The following is a 20,335-nucleotide window of genomic DNA, read 5'->3' as shown; positions in this document are numbered from 1 at the left end:
TTGCACAGATTTTCAGCGATTATTGTACGGCGGTCTGACGGGTGAATACCGAGGCGGCCCATGCGGCGCCGACCGCGGCGATACCGCAGCACCAAATCACCGACAGCCACGCATGATTGCCCATCGGCCCGCCGAGCAGCAGCGCGCGCAGCGTCTCGATGATCTGGGTCATCGGCTGATTGGCGGCGAACGCGCGCAGCCAGCCCGGCATGGCGTCGGTCGGCGCGAAGGCGCCGCTGAGGAACGGAAGCAACGCCAGTGGCAGTGTCATGCTCGACGCGCCCGCCGGGTTCTTGGCGATCAGGCCGAAAGCCGTTGCGAGCCAAGCGACCGCGAACAAGGTGAGTGCGATCAGACCGATCGCCGCGAGCCACTCCAGGATGTTGGCGCTGGGCCGGAACCCGATCGCCAGCGCCACGATCACGACGATCCCGATGCCGAGCAGCGAGCGCAGGGTGCTGCCGATGACGTGGCCGAACAGCACCGAGGGTCGTGCGATCGCCATCGTCTTGAACCGGTCGATGATGCCCTCGGTCATATCCGTGTTGACCGCGATCGCGGTGCCCTGAGCGGCGTAGCTCACGGCCATGAGCACGATGCCGGGAACCACATAGTTGATGTATTTGACGCCGCCGGTGCCGATGGCACCGCCGAACGCGTAGTTGAACAGCAGGAGCATGATCAGCGGCACCAACATCGCGAGGATGAGCTGGCCCGGATTACGCGAGGTGTGCCGAAGTTCCCGGCGCACCATGGTCGACGAATCGGCGACCGCGCTGGCAACGGTGGTCATGACGCACTCACTTTCTCGTTCTCTTTCTCGTTCTCGGACTTGCCGTGGCCGGTCAGCGCGAAGAAGACATCGTCGAGATCCGGCGTGTGCACCGACACCGTGTCGACCGGGATGGCGGCGTCGAACAGCTTGTCCAGCACCGCTTTTACCTCCGCGGCGCTGCTACCGCCGCCGATCTGCAAGGTGAAGGCCTCGTTGTCGCGGGTCGTCGCGCCGAGGCGGCGGGCGCCACGGTCGAGGGAGTCGGCGTCGGGGAACTGCACGCTGATGTGCCCGCCTGGCACGCGCTGCTTGAGCTCGGCCGGGGTGCCCTCGGCGACCAGCTTGCCCTGGTCGAGCACCGCGACGCGGTCGGCCAGCTGGTCGGCTTCCTCCAGATATTGTGTGGTCAGGAAGATGGTCACGCCGTCGTCGACCAGTTCCCGGATGATCTGCCACAGGGTGTGCCTGCTGCGCGGATCGAGGCCGGTGGTCGGTTCGTCGAGGAAGATGATGCTCGGCTTGCCCATCAGGCTCATCGCCAGATCCAGACGACGTTTCATACCACCCGAATACGTCCTGATGATCTTCTTCGCCGCGTCGACCAGCTCGAATCGCTCGAGCAGTTCGGCGCAGCGCTGCCGTGATTCGGCGCGGGGCAGGTGGTTCAGATCGCCCATGAGTAGCAGGTTCTCCTCGCCGGTGAGGAAGCGGTCCACCGCCGAGAACTGCCCGGTGACACCGATTGTCGCGCGCACAAGCGGGCCGTCCTCGAGCACGCTGTGCCCGCCGACCCACATCTCCCCGCCGTCGGCCGGGATCAGGGTGGTGAGAATCTTGACGGTGGTGGTCTTGCCGGAACCATTGGGGCCCAAGAGCGAGAAGACGGTACCAGGGGCCACGTTCAGATCGATCCCGTCGAGCACGGTCTGCTCACCATAGGATTTGCGCAGGCCGGTCGCCGTGATCGCCATTGGAGAGATGTCGGCCATCTCTCCTCCTTTCATTTCCTGTGATTGGCTGGAGTAGTCGTCCAGCTATGCGCTGCCGTCGGCGGCGCGCCGAACGACGATGTCTCCGGATTGGGTGCGTGCCCGCACCTTGACCGTGCTGTCGAACTCGTCGGGGTTGGTGTGCGCCGGAAGCGCGCTGTGCACCGACCCTTTCGTGCTGCTCGCGTCGACCCAGGCGGCGGTGCCCTCGCTGATGCCGATCTCGATGTTGCCGTCGCTGTTCATCAGGTCCGCGCGGCCGTGCGTCAACCGGCCGACCCGAATGGCGCCGTCGACCGTCTTGGCGGTGACATTGCCGCCAGCGCTGCCGAGTTCGATGCCGCCGTTCACGGTGCTGAGGTCGAGGTCGTCGGCGGCGTCGCCGATCCAGATCTGCCCGTCGGAGCTGCGGAACCGGACGTTGCCGTCGGCCTCGTTGATCCGTACCGAGCCCGCCGAACCGCCGATCTCGGCGGCACCGGTGATGTGCCCGACCACGAGGTCACCGGCGGACAGGCGCGCCTGCAGTGTGCCGATGCTGTCGAGTTGGACCAGTCCCGCGTCCATCCGAACGTCGATTGCGCCGAGCGAGCCGGACGCGTGCACCTGGGCGTTGGCCAGCTTCGCCGTCAGGCCGGAATCGACCGGCAGTTCGATGGTGACGATGATCGCGCTGCGCTCGCCCGACCCGCCGGGTGCGGTGACCGATAGTTGACCGGCGGAGAAGTTGGTTGTGACGTTCTCGGCCAGCTTGACGTCGGTCCCGTTCGCTTTGTTACCCGGCTCGACCCGCACCACGGTGTCGGTGCGAGCGCTCGCGGCGAGGCGCACCTCGGCGCTGCCCGCGACGAGCGTGACCGCGATGGGTTCCGGCGTATCGAAGGTTGGCATGACGAATCCCCTTGTCTCAGTTGTATTTTCTTTCGTTCCTGCGGTACTCAGCCCACCCAGCCGGTGAACCGTGCTGATCGGTTGCCGTCCTTGCGCACCCGCTTCGACCGAGGGTCGCCCGCGAGGGCCGCGCCGACCGCCTGGACCAGCCAGGCGTTGACCGACATCCCGGCCGCGGCGGCGGCGGCCTCGATGCGCTGTTTGAGTTGTTCCGGCGGACGGAAGTTGATCCTGGATACGGCACCGTCGTTGCCGACGACCGGCGCGTCCTGGCCGGTGCTCGTCGACCACGCCCACGCTTGGTCGTCCTCGGCCTCCTCGCCGTGGGTGACCACGAAATGTGGCTCGCGGCCGCGCAATCGGAGCTCGACCGAACCGGGTACCAGGTCCTTGCTGATCTCGTCCGCAGCGGCGGACAACACATCGAGCATGGTCAACCGGGTGGCGGACGCGACCGACGAAGCCAGTCGCTGTGCCATCGCGGCAGCCTCGCCCGAATCAGCCGCCGCCAGAAGTTCTTGCTGGAGGTTGTCGACATAAGGCGTAAGGTCCATGGCGCAACAGTAACGCCATCATGGCGCCAAGTCAAGAATGATGGCGCCATGGATATGCAAGCACCGCCGAAAACACGCGATCACGTGGCGCCATGATGGCGCCACGTGAGGTCGAAGAGCCGGTACGCACTAGACGGACCGGACCGCGCTCTGCGCCATGAAATCCGTGGCTGTCCGCAGCACCGTGTCGTCGGCGCGGAATACCGAGATGTGGTCGCCGTGCTCGCGCATCAGCAACTCGCCGTTCGACAGGCCGGACGCCACCCGCTCCGAGGCGCCAGGATGGGCGGTGTGGTCGTCCCCGCTGGTGACGACGAGCGCGGGTTGGGTCACCTCGGCCAGATATCGGCCGACATCGGTCGTGGCGAGCGAACTGTTCAGTCGGCAGTACCGGTAGAGCGATTCCGGACTCGCATACGGGTACAGCACGAGGTTGGCCACGTCGGCGGGAGTGTTGGTGAGCATCGCCTGACAGAACGCGGCGTGCACGGCTCTGGCCGCCGCGCGATCGCGGGCGGCGGTGGCCATCAGCTCGACCATCCCCTGCTCGTGTTTGGTCATCGGACCGTCGGCGCCGAAACCATACGAGCCGTGCCACAGGCTGAGCGAGCGAACGCCTGCCGGTCGCAGTGCGGCGGCCGCCAGGGCGATCACCGCCCCGCCGCAGAGTCCGACGACGTGCGCGCTCGGCACGCCGTAGTGGTCCATGACCGCGAGCAGGTCGGCGGCCTGCGCCTCGGTGTTCACCGCGAAATCGTCGGGTTGGCCTGCCGCGCCGAACAATCCGCGGGTCTCCCAGGTCAGCACCCGACGATCGCGGGCAAGAAAACGCACCCAGGATTCGGTGAGCACGGCGGGCATGCCGCAGGCGGGGACGAGCACGACGGTCTCGTCACCCTCCCCCGCGTCATAGACGTTCAGCGACATGCCGTCGAACGAAGTGGCGCGCGCTGTGCGGGCGAACGCGTCGAAGCTGTTCGCCACGGTGTCGGCGACGACGGACTCGACCTCGCCGAGCCGATCCGCTGGAACAACCCCGACGACGGTCATGCGGTCGCCGAGCGCGAGCCGCTCGCTCAGCACGCGCTCGAAAACCTCTAGGCCATCGAACGACTCGTCATACGACAGCACCAACCCGTCGACCCCGGCCCGCTGGATGATCCGGTCGAACAATCGCCGCACCGCCTTGCGCTGGCCGACGGACCAGTCACCGCACGAATCACCAGCGCTGAAGAACGGCACGACCCGAACCGGTGCACCTATCCCCTCGACGAGTGGCTTCGACGACAAGACCGCCGAAACAAGCTGTCCGATAGCATCTTTCGCGTCTCTGCCAAGCATCTGACCACCTAACCTTCCTCCGTGATGGCAAGGCAGGGACACACCTGGATGGCCAGCCGCGCCGCTTTGTGGAAGTGGGCGGGCGGCTCCGCGGCAAGCAACACCACCCGCCCGCTGTCCTGGTCCTGGTCGAACACTCCCGGGGCGGTCAACGCGCACATGCCCGCGCCGCAGCAGCGTTCCCGATCCACGCTCAACCGCATCGGCTCACCCCTTGTCCCAGGTGACGGGCAGCCGGTGCACGCCATACATGGCGCCGGTGCGCAGCGGCACGTCTTCGGGTGCGGCGCCGAGACGCAAGGTGGGGAACCGCGCGAGCAGCGCCGGAATGGCGACGCGCATCTCGACCCGGGCGAGCTGCTGACCGAGGCACTGGTGGATGCCGTGCCCGAAGGCGAGATGCCCGGCGGCGCGGCGCTCGATGTCGAGAGCGTCGGGGTCGGCGAATCGGTCGGGGTCGCGGTTGGCCGCGTGCAGCGAAAGAACCAGCGTGTCACCGTCTTTGATCTGCTCGCCGCCCAGCTCGACATCGGCGAGCGCGGTGCGGACGGAGAAGAACTGGATGCTCAGGTAGCGCAGTAGCTCCTCGACCACCCGGTCGATATCGCCGTCGCCCCGACGCAGCGGGGCGATCTGGTCGGGATTGGTCAGCAGGGCGAAGACGCCGAGCGCGATCATGTTGGCCGTGGTGTCGAGGCCGGTGCCGAGCAGCAGGGTGCCGACGCCGGTGAGTTCCTCGACGGTCAGATCGCTTGCCGCGACGTCACTGAGCAGGTCGTCGGTCGGTGTCGCGCGCTTGGCGAGGACCAGCTCGTGCATGTACTTGTCCAGCGCGGTCATGATCTCGACGGTCTCCTCCGGGGTCACGTCCAGTTCGTTCAGCCTGGCCACCCGTTGGAACACGTCCTGGTCCTGATCGGGAACGCCGAGCAGGTCGCAGATCGTCAGTGTCGGAATGGGTCTCGCGAAGGTCCGCACCAGGTCCACCGACGGCCCCTCACGGTCCATCGCGTCGAGGCAGTCCGCCGTGAACTGCTCGATCCCCGCGGTCAGTTGTGCCATCCTGCGGACGGTGAACTTGCCGGTCAGCAACTTCCGGAAGCGGGTGTGCTCCGGCGGGTCGAAGGCGCTGAAGTGCCCTGGCGGTGCCGCGGGAATGGTGATGCCCTCGGTGCCGGGGAACGGCGAGTGCATGAGTTCGTGTCTGACACTGAACCGTTGATCGCCGAGCACGGCGCGTACCAGCGCGTGACTGGTCACCAGCCAGCCGACGTGGCCGTCCGGGAAGTCCAGTCGACGCATCGGGGTGTGCGCACGAAGGTCGGCCAGCTCCGGCGGCGGATCGAACGGCCGGTCGGCGACCTTCTCGATCGGCAATTGCACGGGGGCGGAGAGTGATTCGGTCATATCGTTTTCCTTACCGAGGAAAGACAGTGGGATGGCGGGCGATTCACCCGAACAGCTCGGCTACGGCGTCCATGTCCATCGGGATGGGCGCGAGCCGGTACCCGGCGGGTGGTTCGGCACCCATGACATTGCGGACGAGGAAGTCCCATCTGCGCCGGTTGATGTGGTGCTCGTAACCGTTGCCGTAGTGGTCCGCGCCGGGGATGAGCAGTAGCTCGAAGTCCTTGTCCGCCTGGACAAGCGCTTCGGCAAGCCGCAATGTCAGCTGCGGCGAGACGCTGTCGTCGAGACCGCCGTGCATCAGCAGCAGCTTGCCGGTGAGCCGCTGTGCCGCATCAACATTGGACGCTTCGGTGTACGCGGCGCCGAGCGGCCCGTTGTACATCTCGGCGACCCCCAGGTCGACGTACCGCATGTCGTGCATGCCCGCCTCGGCGACACCGGCCTTGAACACCTCAGGGAAGTCGAGCATGGCCCGCACCGCGGCGAACCCGCCGGAGGACACCCCGAACACGCCGACCCGATCCAGGTCAAGCCACGGACGGCTCGCGGCAAGCTCGCGCAACGCCGCGACATGGTCGTCGAGACCGCAGCCGTCCCCGACCCGCCCGTAGGAGTCGTCGTGGAACGCCTTGCTGCGGCCCGGCGAACCGCGTCCATCGATCGCGACCACGGCGAAGCCAAGTGCCGCAAGCACTTCCGCGTCCGAGCCGTAGTAGCCGGAATCGAAGCACGGGCTGACCCGATTCGCGATCGGGAAGCCGTACGGATGATCGAGCACCGGGTAGCGCTCGGCCGGGTCGAATCCGTGTGGCAGGTACAGCATTCCGTGGATATCGGTGGCGCCGTCGGCCGAGGTCGTCCGGAATCGCTGCGGCGCGGTCCATCCGGTCGCCGTAAGCCGCGACACGTCCGCCCGTTCCAGTTCGACGAGCACGGCACCGTCCCAGCCGCGCACCGTGCTCACCGGCGGGATGTCGCTGGTGGACGCCGAATCGATGAAGTACGACCGATCCGGCGACACCGTAACGGCGTGATCGAGGTCGTCGTCGACCAGCCTGGTGAATCCGGCACCGTCCAGCCCGACGCGACACACCGTGCGGCGGTAGGGATCCGCCGCGACGAGACCCGATGCCACGAAGTAGACCAGGCGCCGCTGTTCGTCGACGCGCAGGATTTGCTGCACGGCCCACTCCCCGGCGGTCACCTGGTGCCGCGGTTCGCCATTCGCGCCGTACAGATACAGGTGACCCCAGCCGTCACGCTGGGAGTACCACAGCACCTCGCCCGAGCCGAGCACCTGGACCATGGGGGCCTGCGCGAACCGCTGTGCCGGTTCGGCCCTGGTCGCCGCGGACTCGGTCACCAGCGTGCGCACCTGGCCGGAACGCGGATCGAGCCGGTGCAGGCTCAGCGTCTTCGTATCCCGCGTGGTGTTCAGGTAATACACCGCCGCACCGTCGCTCGCCCACCACGCCCACTGCCTGCTGATCGGCGAGATCATCGACATCGGGATGGGCTCGGCCAGCGCGGGCACCGCGGTGCCGGTGGCGACGTCGAGCACAACGAGCTCGGCCATGGGCTGGCGCTCGTCGCCGGGTATGGCGAACCGCTGGGTCAGCAACTCCGGGGGGCCGCCGTCCGGGGGCAGCGCCCGCACCAGATGCGTCTCGCGGACACCGCGCTGGTCGGTTCGGTGGGTGAGGACGCGGGTGGAGTCGGGCGACCAGGCGACGGCGGGCGGCAGGTGCGGTATGCCGATCCGGGACAGCAGGGTCGAGTACATGAAGTAGTCGGGATTGGAGCCGTAATCCTGTTCGCGGGTGCCATCTTCGGTCAGCGCCCAGTCCTGGCCACCGTCGACCGCGCGGGCCCGCAGGTCGTGTCCGTCGAGGAACACCGCGGTCTTACCGTCGGGTGACACCACCTCCAGCATGGTGCCCGCCGGACGCGGTTCGGCCGGTGCACACGTGTAATCGCTTACCGCGCAACGCCAATGCTGGCCGAGCGCGTCGAACTCGACCGCGTCGCCGATCGGCTCGAACGCCGCGAACGGCAACGCCGTCGCGTCTACGTCCGTACCGGCCGCGGCCGCGAGGGCCACCGCGAGCCGCTCCTGGTCGAACGCCGGCCTCCTGCTGCCCTCGGCCGGATCGACGAGGATGAATCGCCGTCCCCGCTCGGTGTCCACCGAGTACCAGAAGCCGCCCGCCGTCCAGTGCGGCTGAATCTTCGCGCCGCGCACCAGGTTTCGCCGGTTATGCCGCAGCAGTTGCTCGGCGGTCCGGTAGGCGCTTTCGGCAAGCTCGATCCGATCCATCCCGATTTCCATCGACGCGCTCACTCGACGACGACCGGAAGCTTCGACACCCCATTGAGATTGGGGCTGGTGAGGAACGACGGCGTGCCCTCCGGGTCGACGCGCAGCCCGGGGAATCGGTCGAACAGCGCGTTCATCGCGATGCGACCCTCGCGCCTGGCGAGTGCGGCGCCGATACAGAAGTGCACGCCACGGCCGAACGCCATGTGCGGATTCGGCTCGCGGGCCGGGTCGAAGACGAACGGATCGGCGAAGACCGACCCGTCCCGATTGGCCGTCGGAATCCACACTCCGACAAGCTGATCGGGTCCGATCGTGACGCCGTCCAGCTCGACCTCGGCGTTGGTGACCCTGGCCATCATGCCGATCGGCGGGAAGTAGCGCAGCGACTCCTCGATCAACGTCGGCACCAGACGCCGATCCGCGCGCACCTTCTTGTCCGCCTCGGGGAACGCGTCGAGACACAGCACGGTGCTGCCGATCAACGCGGTGGTGGTGACGTGCCCGGCGACGAGCAACGCGTTCGCGAAGTTCACGATCTCGGCCTCGGTGAGCCGCTCGCCATCGATCTCGGCCTCGACGAGACTGGTCAGCATGTCCTTGCGCGGGTTGGTCATTCGCTCCTTCAGCAGCACGCGCAGGTAGTCGGTGATGTGCCTGGCCTGCTCGAGCACGAAGTCGATCTCGTTGTCGAGTTGTTCGTCGCGCTCGACCAGCGAGTACTCCATCGTGCCGCTCATCATCGCGTCGACCCAGCCGTGGATCAGCCCGTGGTCGCTGGCCGGCACGCCGAGCAGCTCGGTGATCACGGTGATGGGCAGCGGGTAGGCGAAATCGGTGACCAGGTCGAAGCCGGGCTGGTCGGCGACCTTCGCGAGCAGGGTGTCCACGATGGCGTGCACGCGCGGTTCCAGTTCACCAATTGCCTTGGGCGAGAACGCGGCCGAGACCAGCTTGCGCAGCGCGGTGTGCCGCGGCGGATCGAGCTGGGTGATGGCGCCCTCGTCGAACTCGCTGTTCTCCGGGATCAGGCGGCCCGTGCCGGACGAGAAGATCGCCGGATTGTTCAGCACCTGCAGCGCGTTGGCGTGGCCGTGCACATTCCAGATGCCGGTCTTCTCGTCCCGCTCGACGCCTCGCGGCGCCCGCATCTGCTCATACATCCAGGAGAACCGCTGTTCATCCAGCTTCCATCGCTGCGCCAGTACGGACATGACCTCTTCCCCTGACCGCCGATTCAACGGCATATTCCATCGAATTCGCTTGCTGTTTCCGCCGATCATCGCAATACGCGGAATTACGATCGATTCTTTCAGGTCGCCTTCGCCCATGTCGATATGCACGGCTTTCCGCACTGTCCCGGCGCCAGGACAGCGCGGGGTTTGACACCGGGCTGGCCAGCCTCGTATTTTCCGAATTGAATCACAGAATCGCGCGCCTGACCCGGTAGTTCAGGATTCGACAGAATAGCGCGCGTACCGAACAGTCGAAAGGGACTGCACGATGTTCGACGCCGAAACAATTGTCCGTGAATACGAAACGAACGGTTTCGCGATTATCCGCGATGTCCTTGACACCGAACTGATCGAGGAGGGCCGTTCGCACGTCGAGTGGCTCGGCCGACGCTATCCACACCTGCGCCCGGAGGAATATCATCACCCGCTGATGCGCAACGACGCCTTCTGGGTGCGCATGGTCACCGACGACCGGCTCGTCGATATCGCCGAGCTGTTCCTCGGTCCGGATCTGGCCTGCTTCACCGCGCACTACGTGTGCAAGCCACCGAAGGACGGCAGGCCGGTGCTGTGGCACCAGGACGGCGCCTACTGGAAGTTGCAGCCGATGTCGGCGCTGACCGTATGGGTCGCGATCGACCCGTCCACCAGGGAAAACGGGTGCCTGCGCATCGTGCCGGGCAGTCACCGCGTGCCGATCATTCCCCCGCGCACCCGCACCGACACCCCCAATATGCTCTATTCACAGACGAATCAAGACCTCGTCGACGAATGGGTGACAAAGGCGGGCGTTGTCGATATCGAACTCGCCCCCGGTGACGTGTCCATCCATCACCCGAACATCCTGCATTGCTCCGAGCCCAACACCTCGAACACCCGCCGGTGCGGCCTCGACGTCGGCTACATCGCGACATCGACGGCGGTGGCCAACGAAGGCCTCTACCTCGACCCGATCCTGGTGCGCGGCAAGGCCGATGCGGGCGCCAACAACTACCGCAACTATCCGGCTTACTCCCCCGACGAGTCGATCCCGTTCCGCGGCCACGAGCGGTGGAACGACCGGATCACGGAGATCAACACCCGCGGCGGATTCGTTCCCGCGGCGGCGGGGGAAACACCGTTGGAGACCACGCACCGCATGGTCCGGCGGCTGCAGGAGGGCACGGTCAGCAGGTGACCTCCCGAACGAGCGAGCCCCTCTCAGATCATGAGAGGGGCTCGCTCGTTTTTCGCTACCGCCGGGGCCGTGCGGTCACACGGTGCGCAGCGGCAGGGTATGGACGCCGGTCATGCCCGGGTTCGGGATGAACGTCGGCGGGTTGTCCGGATCGGCGCGCAACACGGGGTAGCGATCGAGCAGAACATTCAGTGCCACACGGGCTTCCAGCCGTGCCAGGGGCGCGCCGAGGCAGACGTGCAAACCGCGCCCGTAGGCCAGGTGCGGGTTCGGATACCTGGTCGGGTCGAACACATGCGGGTCGGGGAACCTGGTCTCGTCCCGGTTCGCCGCACTGAGATACAGCATGATCATCTGATCCTTCGGCACCAGCCGTCCCGCGATCTCCACCTCGGCCAGGGTGGATCTCGCGACCGCAGGCAGCGGGCTGACCAGACGTACCGTCTCGTCGACGAAGGCGGGCAGCATCGAGCGGTCGGCACGGACCCGCGCGGTCCAATCCGGCTGCGCGTCCATGCACAGGACGGTGTTGCCGAACATCATGGTGGTGGTGATGTGCCCGACGAGCAGCAACATGACCGCGAAGTTCACCAGTTCGGTGTCGGTCAGCTTGACGCCGTCCATTTCGGCGGCGACGAGATGGCTCAGCAGGTCGTCGCGAGGTGCCCGCCGTCGTGTGTTCGCGTGCTCGCCCATGTAATCGAACATCGGCTGCACCTTGTCGATCAGTCGCTCGCCCTCGGGCGGGGTCTCCGGCTGGTCGGCGTCGGCCAGGGAGATCTTGTAGGTGCTGTCCAGAATCGCCGTCGCCCATTCCTTGAACAGGTCGCGGTCGGAGCCGGGTATGCCGAGCAGTTCGGCGATGACGATCACCGGCAGCGGATACGCGAGATCGGCGACCAGCTCGATCTCCTCCTTGCCTGCTGCGGCGTCGAGCAGTTCGATGGTGATCTCGCGGATCCGCGGCTCCAGGTCGGCCACGATCTTCGGGGTGAAAGCCTTGCTGACCAACCCGCGCAGCCTGCGGTGCTCCTCGCCGTCGAGCTGAATGAGGTTGCCCTCCTTGTGCTCGTTGACCTCCGCCGAATCGAACAGGCGCTTGATATCGGAGGAGAAATGCGCCGTGTCGCCGAAGATCTTCATGATGTCGTCATAGCGGTAGACGTTCCACACCCCGGTCGCCTCGTCGAAAAGAACGGGCTCGTCCGGCTGCCGCCCACGGAGCCAGAAATGATCGGGGTGGATATTCCAGCGCTCGGCCATGTCGATCATCGGATACTTTGTCATCGGAGTGCTTGTCATCGAATACCTACCTCATCCGCGGCCATCGCGTCGCGCAGGCTTTTCGGGCGCATGTCCGTCCAGTTCCGCTCGATGTGGTCCAGGCAGTTCTGGCGTTTGTCCGGGCCGAGTGCCACCCGCCAGCCGGCGGGGATCTCGGCGAACGCGGGCCACAACGAGTACTGCTCCTCGAGGTTGATCAACACGAAGAACTCGCCGTCCTCGTCGTCGAACGGGTTGGTGCTCATAGTTTTCCTCCTAGTCGTGCGCTCGGTGCGTGCGGTCGGCGAGGGCGCGCTCGATCACGGCGCAGATGGCGGCCGCGTGCGCGGGTTGGGACATGTCGCGGTGCGCGCATCGAATGCGGTGTTCGTGAATCTCGCCGAGCACGTAGGGCTTCCAGTCGGTGGCGAAGGCGTGGTCGTCCACCGTGGCGGTGAAGAACAGCACGTCACCGTCGAAGACCGGGGTGGTGAACTCGTCGAGCAGCACCGCCTGCTCCCGTGTGATGGCGGCGACGGTCAACAGCAGCTGCTCGAGGTCGGCTTCGTCCTCGGCGGGGCCGAGGAAGTCGCGGATCATGTCGCGGCTGCGCATATCGTCGAGCACGTCGTCGTCGGAGACCTCGGCCATCGCTCCACCGCCGCCGTTGGTAGCGGCGTCCAGGATGGCGAGCAGGTCCACCTCGTGGCCGCGGCGGCGCAGTTCGACGGCCATCGCGTGCGCGTAGGCACCGCCGGCGGACCAGCCCATCAGGCGGTACGGCCCCTCGGGCTGGATCGACATCACCTGCGCCACATAGTCGTTGACCATCTCCTCGACGGAACGCGGGCGCGGGCGCGTCCGGTCGAACTCGCGCGCCTGGATGCCGTACAACTGCCGATCGGGCAGGTAGTTGACGAATCCGAGGTACGGCCAGCACAATCCGCCGCCGGCCCGGATCAGCCACAGTGGCGGTCCTTGCCCGTCGGTCCGCATCGGCAGCACGGGCGCGAGCGGATCCTGCGCCGCGTCGCCGGTGTCGGTCCTGAGGTTGGCCGCGAGGTCGGCGACGACCGAGTGCTGGAACACCGTCCTGACCGGCACCGCGATTCCCATGGTCGCCTTGATCCGGCTGGCCAGCCGGATGGCGAGCAGCGATTGGCCGCCGAGGTCGAAGAAGTCGTCGTCGAGGCCGACCCGGTCGACGCCGAGCAGCTCGGCGAACAGCGCGGCGAGCGTCACCTCGTCTTCGGTGTGCGGCGGCCGGTACGCCGTCGCGGCGAACTCCGGGTCCGGCAACGCGGCCCGGTCCAGTTTGTGGTTCGGCGTGAACGGCAATCGATCGAGCGGGACGACCGCGGCCGGGACCATGAAACTCGGCAACCGGGTCGCCAGGTAGGCGCGCAGGTCATCGGGCTCGGACTGTGCCGCGACCACGTAGGCGACCAGGCGGGCGCCCGCGTCGCGAGCGATCACCGCCGCCTGGGCGACCCCGGGGTGTTCGGTCAGGACGGCCTCGATCTCCCCCGGTTCGATCCGGAAGCCCCTGACCTTCACCTGGCCGTCCACCCGGCCACGGAATACCAACTCCCCCAGTTGATTCCACGCGACCAGATCGCCGGTGCGGTACATCCGCTCGCCGACACCGAACGGACAGGCGACAAACCGCTCGGCGGTCAGCCCCGAGCGCCGCAGGTATCCGCGCGCCAAACCGGTACCCGCGACATACAGTTCACCGACCACACCGGGCGGTACCGGCCGCAGGCGCTCGTCCAGTACGTAGGTGCGCATGTTGTCCATCGGCCGCCCGATCGGTACGCCCGTACCAAGTAGTTCCGGCACCACCCGGTGACTTGTCGCGAAAACCGTTGTCTCCGTGGGCCCGTAGCCATTGACCACGGCGAGTCCAGGACACGCGTCGAGCACCCGGGTGACAGCGGCCGCGGAAACCACGTCGCCGCCGACCCACACCTCGCGCACGCCGGCTAGACACGTCGGATCCTGATCGACGAGAACCGCGAACAGCGCTGCCGTCAGCCACAATCCGGTGAGCTGGCGGCCGGTCACCAACGCCGACAATGTCGCTACGTCGAGCACCTCGGCCGGGGCGACGACGACTCGGCCGCCGCCGAGTAGCGGAACCCACAGCTCATAGGTCGAGGAGTCGAACGACTGCGGCGAGTGCAGCAGCACGTGCTCGTGGGCGCCGTCGCGGTATCTGCGGTCCGTCGCCAGGCTCACTACGGCCTGATGGGTCACCGCAACGCCTTTGGGCACGCCGGTGGATCCCGACGTGTACATCACGTAGGCGAGACGGCCGCCCTCGTCGACCGCGTGCGGCGTCGGCTGGTCCGTCTCCGCACGGAGCTGATCGACCACCACCCTCGGGCAGTAGTCGTCGTCCTGCTGATCGGCGAAGTCGAGGGTGCACACCAGCATCAGCGGACGCGCGTCGCGCAGCATGAATGCCACCCGCTCGGCCGGATATCCCGGATCGACCGGTAGGTACCCACCACCGGCCTTCAGCACGGCGAGCACGGTGATCACGTAGTCCAGGGACCTCGGCAAGGCAACGGCCACAATGGATTCCGGTCCGACGCCCAGGTTGCCGAGGTTGGCCGCCATCGTGTCGGAGACCCGGTCGAGTTCCTGATAGGTCAGCGACCTGGTGTCGGCCGTGACCGCGATGGCGTCCGGTGTCGCGGCGGCCTGTCGGTGGAACATCGCCGGAATCGTGTTCAGCGGCAGCGGGATTGCCGTGTCGTTGAGCTCATCGACGACACTGTCGTGCTCGCCGGGTACGAGCACGTCGAACGCGCCAACCGGCAACGCCGGGTCAGCAACGGCCTGTGCCAGCACCTGCTGGAACCGGTGTGCGATCTTGGCGACGGTGTCGCGGTCGAACAGGTCGGCGTCGAACTCGACGTAGCCGACGGCGCCGCCACGCGCGAGATCGGGGGCCAGGTTGAAGAACAAGTCGAATTTCGGTGTGCCAGTCCCGGAAACGGGCTCGACCGTCGCCACCAACCCCGGCAGGCGCAGTTCCGCGGCCGGACTGTTCTGCCAGGCCAGCACGACCTGGCACAGCGGGTGGTAACCCGCGGCGCGGCTGGGATTGAGCAGCTCGACGAGGCGGTCGAACGGCACATCCTGGTTGTCGTATGCGGCCAACGCCCGGTCTCTGACCTGGTCGAGTAGCCGCGCGAACGACGGGTCGCCGCCCAGCCGCACGCGCAGCACCCAGATGTTGACGAAGATGCCGACCAGGTCGGTGAGCGCGTGGTCGACGCGGCCCGCCTGGGGTGCGCCGAGGGTGATGTCGTCGCCGCTGCCCATCCGGTGCAGCAGGATGGCTAACGCGGCCTGCAACGCCATCGAGACCGTCACGCCCAGATCGCGCGCCAACTCTTCGATGTCGGCGAAAAGCTCTGGGCTGAGGGTGAATTCGACCTGGCCCGCGCGTCGGCCACCGGTCGCACCGCGTGGTCGGTCCAGCGGCAGCGGTAGTGGTTCGGGTGTGTCGGCCAGTTCCTGGCGCCAGTACTCGGCCTGGATCGACGTGAGGCTGTCCGGGTCGGACTCCTCGCCGAGCATCAGCCGTTGCCAGATGGCGTAATCCGCGTATTGCACGGCCAGCGGCTGCCAATCCGGCGGCTGTCCCGCCGTGCGGGCGGTGTATGCCAGCGCGAGATCGTGCACCAGCGGGGCGGCGGAGCTACCGTCGCCCGCGATGTGGTGCAGCACGAGCGCGAGCACGTTGTCGTCGTCGGCCACCCGGAACACCTTGGCGCGCAACGGGATCTCGGCGGAAAGGTCGAACCGGTGACCAGCCGCATCCGCCAAAGCGGCGGGTAGATCCGTCGGCGCGACGTCATGGACGACCACCTCGGTCGCCACCTGCTCGACAGGCAGGATGCGTTGGTAGGGCATGCCGTCGTCGTCTTCGGCGATGACCGTGCGCAGACTCTCGTGCCTGCCGATCACGTCCCGAATCGCCGACCGCAGCGCGGCGACGTCGAGCCCGCCGCGCAACCGCAGCATCGTCGGCATGTTGTAGGTGGTCGACGAGTCCTCGAACAGGTGCCGGAACCAGACCCGCTGCTGAGCGAACGACAGCGGCACCCGCTCGGGACGGACCTGCGGGGTCAGCGGCAGCCGCGCCTGCTGCGCGGTCTCGACGGCGGTGGCAAGCCCGGCGACGGTGCTCGTCTCGAACACCACCCGCACCGGCACCTCGACGCCGAGTTCCGCCCTGATGCGCCCGACCAGCCGGATGGCGAGCAGGGAATGCCCGCCCATGGCGAAGAAATCGTCATCGACACCGACCTGGCTCAAGCCGAGCACCTCGGCGAACAGACCGGCGAGCACGCCCTCCTGCGGCGTCCGCGGCGCACGTCCGCCGCCGGATCCCGCGTAGTCGGGTGCGGGCAGCGCCCGTCGGTCCAGCTTTCCATTGGGCGTCAACGGAATTCGACCGATGGCGACGACGGCGGACGGCACCATGTAGTCGGGCAGTCGCTCGCGCAGGTAGTCGCGCAGCGCCGAGAGCACCGCGCCGACGTCGCGCACGCCTGCCGGATTGTTGGCCAGCATTCGATCGGTGCGGGTGTTCGGGACATAGCCGCCGAACAGCGCGGTTGCCCCGGCAGAACCATCCGGCCAGAGCACGGCGTCGAAGTTCTCGGCCGCGTCGGACCAGGTGACCAGCGAACCCCAGCCAAGTCCGTCGGCCAGGTCCCGCAGCTCTTGCGGATCGACGGCGGTGTCGGTCAGGCGCGCGTTCGGAATGGCCGCGATCCGCGTCGCGCGGGCCGCCTCGTTCCGGCAGAACGCCTCGACGCCCGCCAGATCGTGCACGTGTTCGCCCCAGGTGAGCACCGGCAGATCGCCGAGGGACACCGGCGCGGTAGGCGCCTTGTGCAGGACGACCTCGTAGCGGTGCTGGGTCAATTCATTGTGTGCGGCACCGGATTTCAGCTGGATGTCCACGCCGACCGCCGTATTGTCGGCCGCCCACCTGGTGAACCATTCGGGGTCGAGCACCAGTTCCTTCTCCAGGAAAACGGCGTGCTCGACGGCGGCCCGCACGGTGGCTTCGGTGGCACCTGGAAAGCGGGCGCGGTGTACGGCGGTGTGCAACAGCCGCAATGAGCGGGCGTTGCGCACGTCGCCGACGATGACGCGGCCGCCCGGCGCCAAGAGTTCCATCGCCGCGCGCAGCGTTCGATCGAGATACCCCGCGTCCGGGAAGTATTGGACAACGGAATTCAGCACGATCGTGTCGAAGACCCCGGCGGGCAGGCCGGAGGTATCGTCGGCCGCGAGGCGGCGCAACTGGATTCGGTCCGCCCAGCCCGCCTCGTCGACCTGCCGTCGCAGCCGGTCGATCGCCGTCGCGGAGAAGTCCGTGCCCCAGTATTCGTCGACATGCGGAACTATGTGTGCCAGCAGCAGTCCGGAGCCGACGCCGATCTCGAGTACCCGGCGTGGCGCGGTCGACAGCACGCGCTCGACCGCGGCGTCGCGCCACTGCCGCATGTCGACGAGCGGAATGGGCTTGCCGGTGTAGCTGGAATTCCAGCCGGAGAAGTCCTCCCCCAGGTCGGCGACGCCCGACTCGTACATCCGCTCGTACACCTCGAGCCATTCGCGCACCTGCTCGGCCGGTGCGCCGGTATCGGTCAGATCCGGCACGACATAGGCGACCAGCCGCGCGTCGTTCTCCTTGTCCGCACCGGCGACCACGACCGCGCGCGACACCGCGGGATGCTCGGCCAGTGCGGCCTCCACTTCCCCCGGCTCGATGCGGAAGCCGCGCACCTTCACCTGGCTGTCCGCTCGGCCGTGGAAGTCCAGCGCGCCCAGGGAATTCCACGCCACCAGATCACCGGTCCGATACATCCGCTCGCCATCGGCGAACGGGCAGGCGACAAACCGCTCGGCGGTCAGACCCGACCGTCCCAAATAGCCACGCGCCACACCGAAACCCGCCACATACAGCTCGCCGACGACTCCGGGCGGAACCGGGCGCAGACTCTCGTCCAGCACATAGACCCGCATGTTGTCCATCGGCCGACCGATCGGCACGCCCGTACCAAGTGCTTCCGGCGCCACCCGGTGACAGGTAGCGAAAACCGTTGTCTCCGTGGGTCCGTAGCCGTTGACCACGGCAAGACCGGGACATGCGTCGAGCACTCGCGCTACCGCCGCGGGCGACACGACGTCGCCGCCGACCCACACCTCACGCACTCCGGCCAGACATCCCGGATCCTGATCGACCACGACACCGAACAACCCTGCGGTCAGCCACAATCCGGTGAGCTGCCGACCGGTGACCAACGCGGCCAACCGCGCCGCGTCGAGCATGTCGGTCGGCGCGACAACCACCCGACCGCCACCAAGCAAGGGCACCCACAACTCATAGGTCGAGGAATCGAACACGTGCGGCGAGTGCAACAGCACCCGCTCGTGGGCACCGCCGCGGTACCGATGGTCCGCCGCCAGACCGACCACACCCTTATGCGTCACCGCGACACCCTTGGGCACGCCCGTCGACCCCGACGTGTACATGATGTAGGCGAGCCGGTCACCATCGCCGACAACTTCCGGGACCAGTTCGTCTGTGGCAACCCGCAATTCGTCGATCTGCACCTGCGGCAGGCCGTCCGGCGGGGTGAAGTTCCCGTCCGTGACCACGACGACGGGCGCGGCGTCGCGCAGCATGAACGCCACCCGATCCGCCGGGTAGTCGAGGTCGATCGGCAGGTAGGCCCCGCCCGCCCGGAGCACGCCGAGATAGGTGATCACCAGTTCGAGCGAACGCGGCAACGCGATCGCCACCAGCGATTCCGGACCGACGCCGCGACGAATCAGGTTGCCCGCCACCGTATCCGCGAGACGGTCCAGTTCTTGGTAGGTCAGAGTCGTGTCGCCGCATTCCGCCGCGACGGCGTCCGGGGTCGTAGAGGCCTGGCGTCGGAATGCCGCGTGAATCGTCAGATCCATTGTGGGAGCAGCGGTGTCGTTGAGGGTGCCGAGCAACCAATCCGTCTCACCCGGTTGGAGCACGTCGATGGTGCCGACGCGGTGCCGTGGCTCGGCCACGATCTGGCGCAGCACGTCGCGGAGTCGCACGCCGATCAGCTCGACGGTCGACTGGTCGAACAGGTCGGCCGCGTACTCGATGACGCCACGCACGCCGGTCCCGGTGGCGTCCGGGCCGAAATTGAAGAACAGGTCGAACTTCGCGGTGGTGGCGGCGAACAGCTGCGGCATGATCACCAGGCCTGGCAGTTCGAGGTCGAGCCTGGTGAAGTTCTGCCACGCGACCATGACCTGAAAGAACGGGTGATAGGCCAGCGAACGGTCCGGATTGAGCAGCTCGACGAGCCGCTCGAACGGCGCGTCCTGGTTCTCGTAGGCGGTGAGGGCCTTTTCCCGCACCTGCCGCAACACCTCGTCGAACGACGGATTCCCGGCCAACCCGACCCGAAGCACCCAGGTGTTGACGAAGAACCCGACCATGTCGACCAGCGCCTCGTCGGTGCGGCCCGCGATCGGCGAACCCATGGTGAGATCGTCACCGCCGCCGAGTCGGTGCAGCAGGACGGCAACGGCGGCCTGGAACACCATGGACACGGTCGCGTCGTGACGGTGCGCCAAATCCTGGATGGCCGTGAACAACTCCGGCTCGACGACGACGTCGACGGAACCGCCGCGATTGCCCATGATCGCGGGCCGTGGCCGATCCACCGGCAACCGCAGCGGCTGCGGGATATCGGCCAGCTCCTGCCGCCAATAGCCGACTTGAGCCGCGAGCAAGCTGTCCGTGTCGGCGGCACTGCCGAGCAGTTCCTGTTGCCACAGGGTGTAATCCACGTACCGGACCGGCAGCGGGGACCAGGCGGGCGCGGCACCGTCGAGCCGCGCCTGATACGCGGTGGCGAGGTCCCTGACGAACGGCACGATCGAACCGCCGTCGACGGAGACGTGGTGGATCATCAGCACCAGCACGTGTTCGGTCGCCGAGCAGCGCAGCACCCGCGCCCGGATCGGGATCTCATCGGACAGGGTGAACGGGCACTCGTACATCTCGGCGATGACGGCGTCGACATCGTCGGCGGGCACCGGCCGCACGGGCACGTCCAGCCGCACGTCGTCCGCGCGCAGCACCTGCTGCATCGGCGTACCCGTGTCGTCCTCGACGATCAGCGTCCGCAGACTGTCGTGCCTGGCGACGACATCGGCGATCGCCGCGACCAGCGCCTCGATATCGAGGGTGCCGCGCAGCCAGAACACCGCGGGAAAGTTGTAGGTCGGCGACGGCCCGGTGAAGCGGTAGAGAAACCACAAACGCCGCTGGGCGAAGGAAAGCGGGACCATG

General features: G+C 67.2%; 13 protein-coding genes. 1 reads left to right on the top strand and 12 read right to left on the bottom strand.

The annotated features are described in order from the left end of the window. Nucleotides 1-19: 19 nt before the first annotated feature. From OG203_RS43755 to OG203_RS43715, 9 genes are all read right to left on the bottom strand, one after another. A complete protein-coding gene (locus OG203_RS43755) occupies nt 20-793 on the bottom strand; it encodes an ABC transporter permease (protein ID WP_405163078.1) in 774 nt (257 codons plus the stop codon). Then, nucleotides 790-1,764 (bottom strand): ATP-binding cassette domain-containing protein, encoded by a 975-nt coding sequence (locus tag OG203_RS43750; protein WP_405163077.1) that lies wholly within the window; start codon nt 1,762-1,764, stop codon nt 790-792. The genes OG203_RS43755 and OG203_RS43750 overlap by 4 nt, the downstream gene beginning before the upstream one ends. Before the next feature lie 45 nt (nt 1,765-1,809). Next, entirely contained in the window at nt 1,810-2,655 is an 846-nt protein-coding gene (locus tag OG203_RS43745; protein WP_405163076.1) for a DUF4097 family beta strand repeat-containing protein, read from the bottom strand. Between the two features lie 47 nt (nt 2,656-2,702). Further along, entirely contained in the window at nt 2,703-3,209 is a 507-nt protein-coding gene (locus tag OG203_RS43740; protein WP_405163075.1) for a toxin-antitoxin system HicB family antitoxin, read from the bottom strand. Between the two features lie 129 nt (nt 3,210-3,338). Then, a complete protein-coding gene (locus tag OG203_RS43735) occupies nt 3,339-4,550 on the bottom strand; it encodes an alpha/beta fold hydrolase (protein WP_405163074.1) in 1,212 nt (403 codons plus the stop codon). Nucleotides 4,551-4,558: 8 nt separating this feature from the next. Next, nucleotides 4,559-4,753, bottom strand: a complete 195-nt coding sequence (locus OG203_RS43730; protein ID WP_405163073.1) for a ferredoxin — start codon at nt 4,751-4,753, stop codon at nt 4,559-4,561. A gap of 4 nt (nt 4,754-4,757) precedes the next feature. Beyond that, nucleotides 4,758-5,957, bottom strand: coding sequence for a cytochrome P450 (locus OG203_RS43725; protein ID WP_405163072.1), 1,200 nt, complete (start codon nt 5,955-5,957; stop codon nt 4,758-4,760). A gap of 43 nt (nt 5,958-6,000) precedes the next feature. Further along, nucleotides 6,001-8,277 carry a DPP IV N-terminal domain-containing protein gene (locus OG203_RS43720; protein ID WP_405163071.1) on the bottom strand — a complete coding sequence of 759 codons (2,277 nt, stop codon included), beginning with the start codon at nt 8,275-8,277 and terminating at the stop codon, nt 6,001-6,003. A gap of 20 nt (nt 8,278-8,297) precedes the next feature. Beyond that, on the bottom strand, nt 8,298-9,491 hold the full coding sequence (locus OG203_RS43715) for a cytochrome P450 (RefSeq protein WP_405163070.1): 1,194 nt from the start codon (nt 9,489-9,491) through the stop codon (nt 8,298-8,300). A gap of 289 nt (nt 9,492-9,780) precedes the next feature. Here OG203_RS43715 and OG203_RS43710 point away from each other — a divergent pair, with 289 nt between their 5' ends. Further along, a complete protein-coding gene (locus tag OG203_RS43710; RefSeq protein ID WP_405163069.1) occupies nt 9,781-10,689 on the top strand; it encodes a phytanoyl-CoA dioxygenase family protein in 909 nt (302 codons plus the stop codon). 75 nt (nt 10,690-10,764) lie between these two features. Here the strand turns inward: OG203_RS43710 and OG203_RS43705 are convergent, their stop codons facing one another. From OG203_RS43705 to OG203_RS43695, 3 genes are read right to left on the bottom strand one after another with little or no spacing between them, the layout of a single operon-like run. Further along, the gene (locus tag OG203_RS43705; RefSeq protein WP_405163068.1) at nt 10,765-11,991 is read right to left on the bottom strand and encodes a cytochrome P450; all 1,227 of its coding nucleotides are present in this window, start codon (nt 11,989-11,991) and stop codon (nt 10,765-10,767) included. Next, entirely contained in the window at nt 11,988-12,218 is a 231-nt protein-coding gene (locus OG203_RS43700; RefSeq protein WP_405163067.1) for an MbtH family protein, read from the bottom strand. The genes OG203_RS43705 and OG203_RS43700 overlap by 4 nt, the downstream gene beginning before the upstream one ends. A 10-nt stretch (nt 12,219-12,228) precedes the next feature. Continuing rightward, a complete protein-coding gene (locus OG203_RS43695; protein ID WP_405163066.1) occupies nt 12,229-20,334 on the bottom strand; it encodes an amino acid adenylation domain-containing protein in 8,106 nt (2,701 codons plus the stop codon). Nucleotide 20,335: the final 1 nt, after the last annotated feature.

It is taken from the genome of Nocardia sp. NBC_01499 (assembly GCF_045040275.1).
Taxonomy (GTDB): domain Bacteria; phylum Actinomycetota; class Actinomycetes; order Mycobacteriales; family Mycobacteriaceae; genus Nocardia.
This window is presented reverse-complemented; position numbering and strand designations above follow the sequence as displayed.

Bases quoted from the DNA above. Each gene is read 5' to 3' on its own strand.
- OG203_RS43730 (WP_405163073.1), bottom strand. From the start codon at position 4,753: ATGCGGTTGAGCGTGGATCGGGAACGCTGCTGCGGCGCGGGCATGTGC.
- OG203_RS43750 (WP_405163077.1), bottom strand. From the start codon at position 1,764: ATGGCCGACATCTCTCCAATGGCGATCACGGCGACCGGCCTGCGCAAA.
- OG203_RS43710 (WP_405163069.1), top strand. From the start codon at position 9,781: ATGTTCGACGCCGAAACAATTGTCCGTGAATACGAAACGAACGGTTTC.
- OG203_RS43720 (WP_405163071.1), bottom strand. From the start codon at position 8,277: ATGGATCGGATCGAGCTTGCCGAAAGCGCCTACCGGACCGCCGAGCAA.
- OG203_RS43695 (WP_405163066.1), bottom strand. From the start codon at position 20,334: ATGGTCCCGCTTTCCTTCGCCCAGCGGCGTTTGTGGTTTCTCTACCGC.
- OG203_RS43735 (WP_405163074.1), bottom strand. From the start codon at position 4,550: ATGCTTGGCAGAGACGCGAAAGATGCTATCGGACAGCTTGTTTCGGCG.
- OG203_RS43715 (WP_405163070.1), bottom strand. From the start codon at position 9,491: ATGTCCGTACTGGCGCAGCGATGGAAGCTGGATGAACAGCGGTTCTCC.
- OG203_RS43700 (WP_405163067.1), bottom strand. From the start codon at position 12,218: ATGAGCACCAACCCGTTCGACGACGAGGACGGCGAGTTCTTCGTGTTG.
- OG203_RS43745 (WP_405163076.1), bottom strand. From the start codon at position 2,655: ATGCCAACCTTCGATACGCCGGAACCCATCGCGGTCACGCTCGTCGCG.
- OG203_RS43725 (WP_405163072.1), bottom strand. From the start codon at position 5,957: ATGACCGAATCACTCTCCGCCCCCGTGCAATTGCCGATCGAGAAGGTC.
- OG203_RS43755 (WP_405163078.1), bottom strand. From the start codon at position 793: ATGACCACCGTTGCCAGCGCGGTCGCCGATTCGTCGACCATGGTGCGC.
- OG203_RS43705 (WP_405163068.1), bottom strand. From the start codon at position 11,991: ATGACAAGCACTCCGATGACAAAGTATCCGATGATCGACATGGCCGAG.
- OG203_RS43740 (WP_405163075.1), bottom strand. From the start codon at position 3,209: ATGGACCTTACGCCTTATGTCGACAACCTCCAGCAAGAACTTCTGGCG.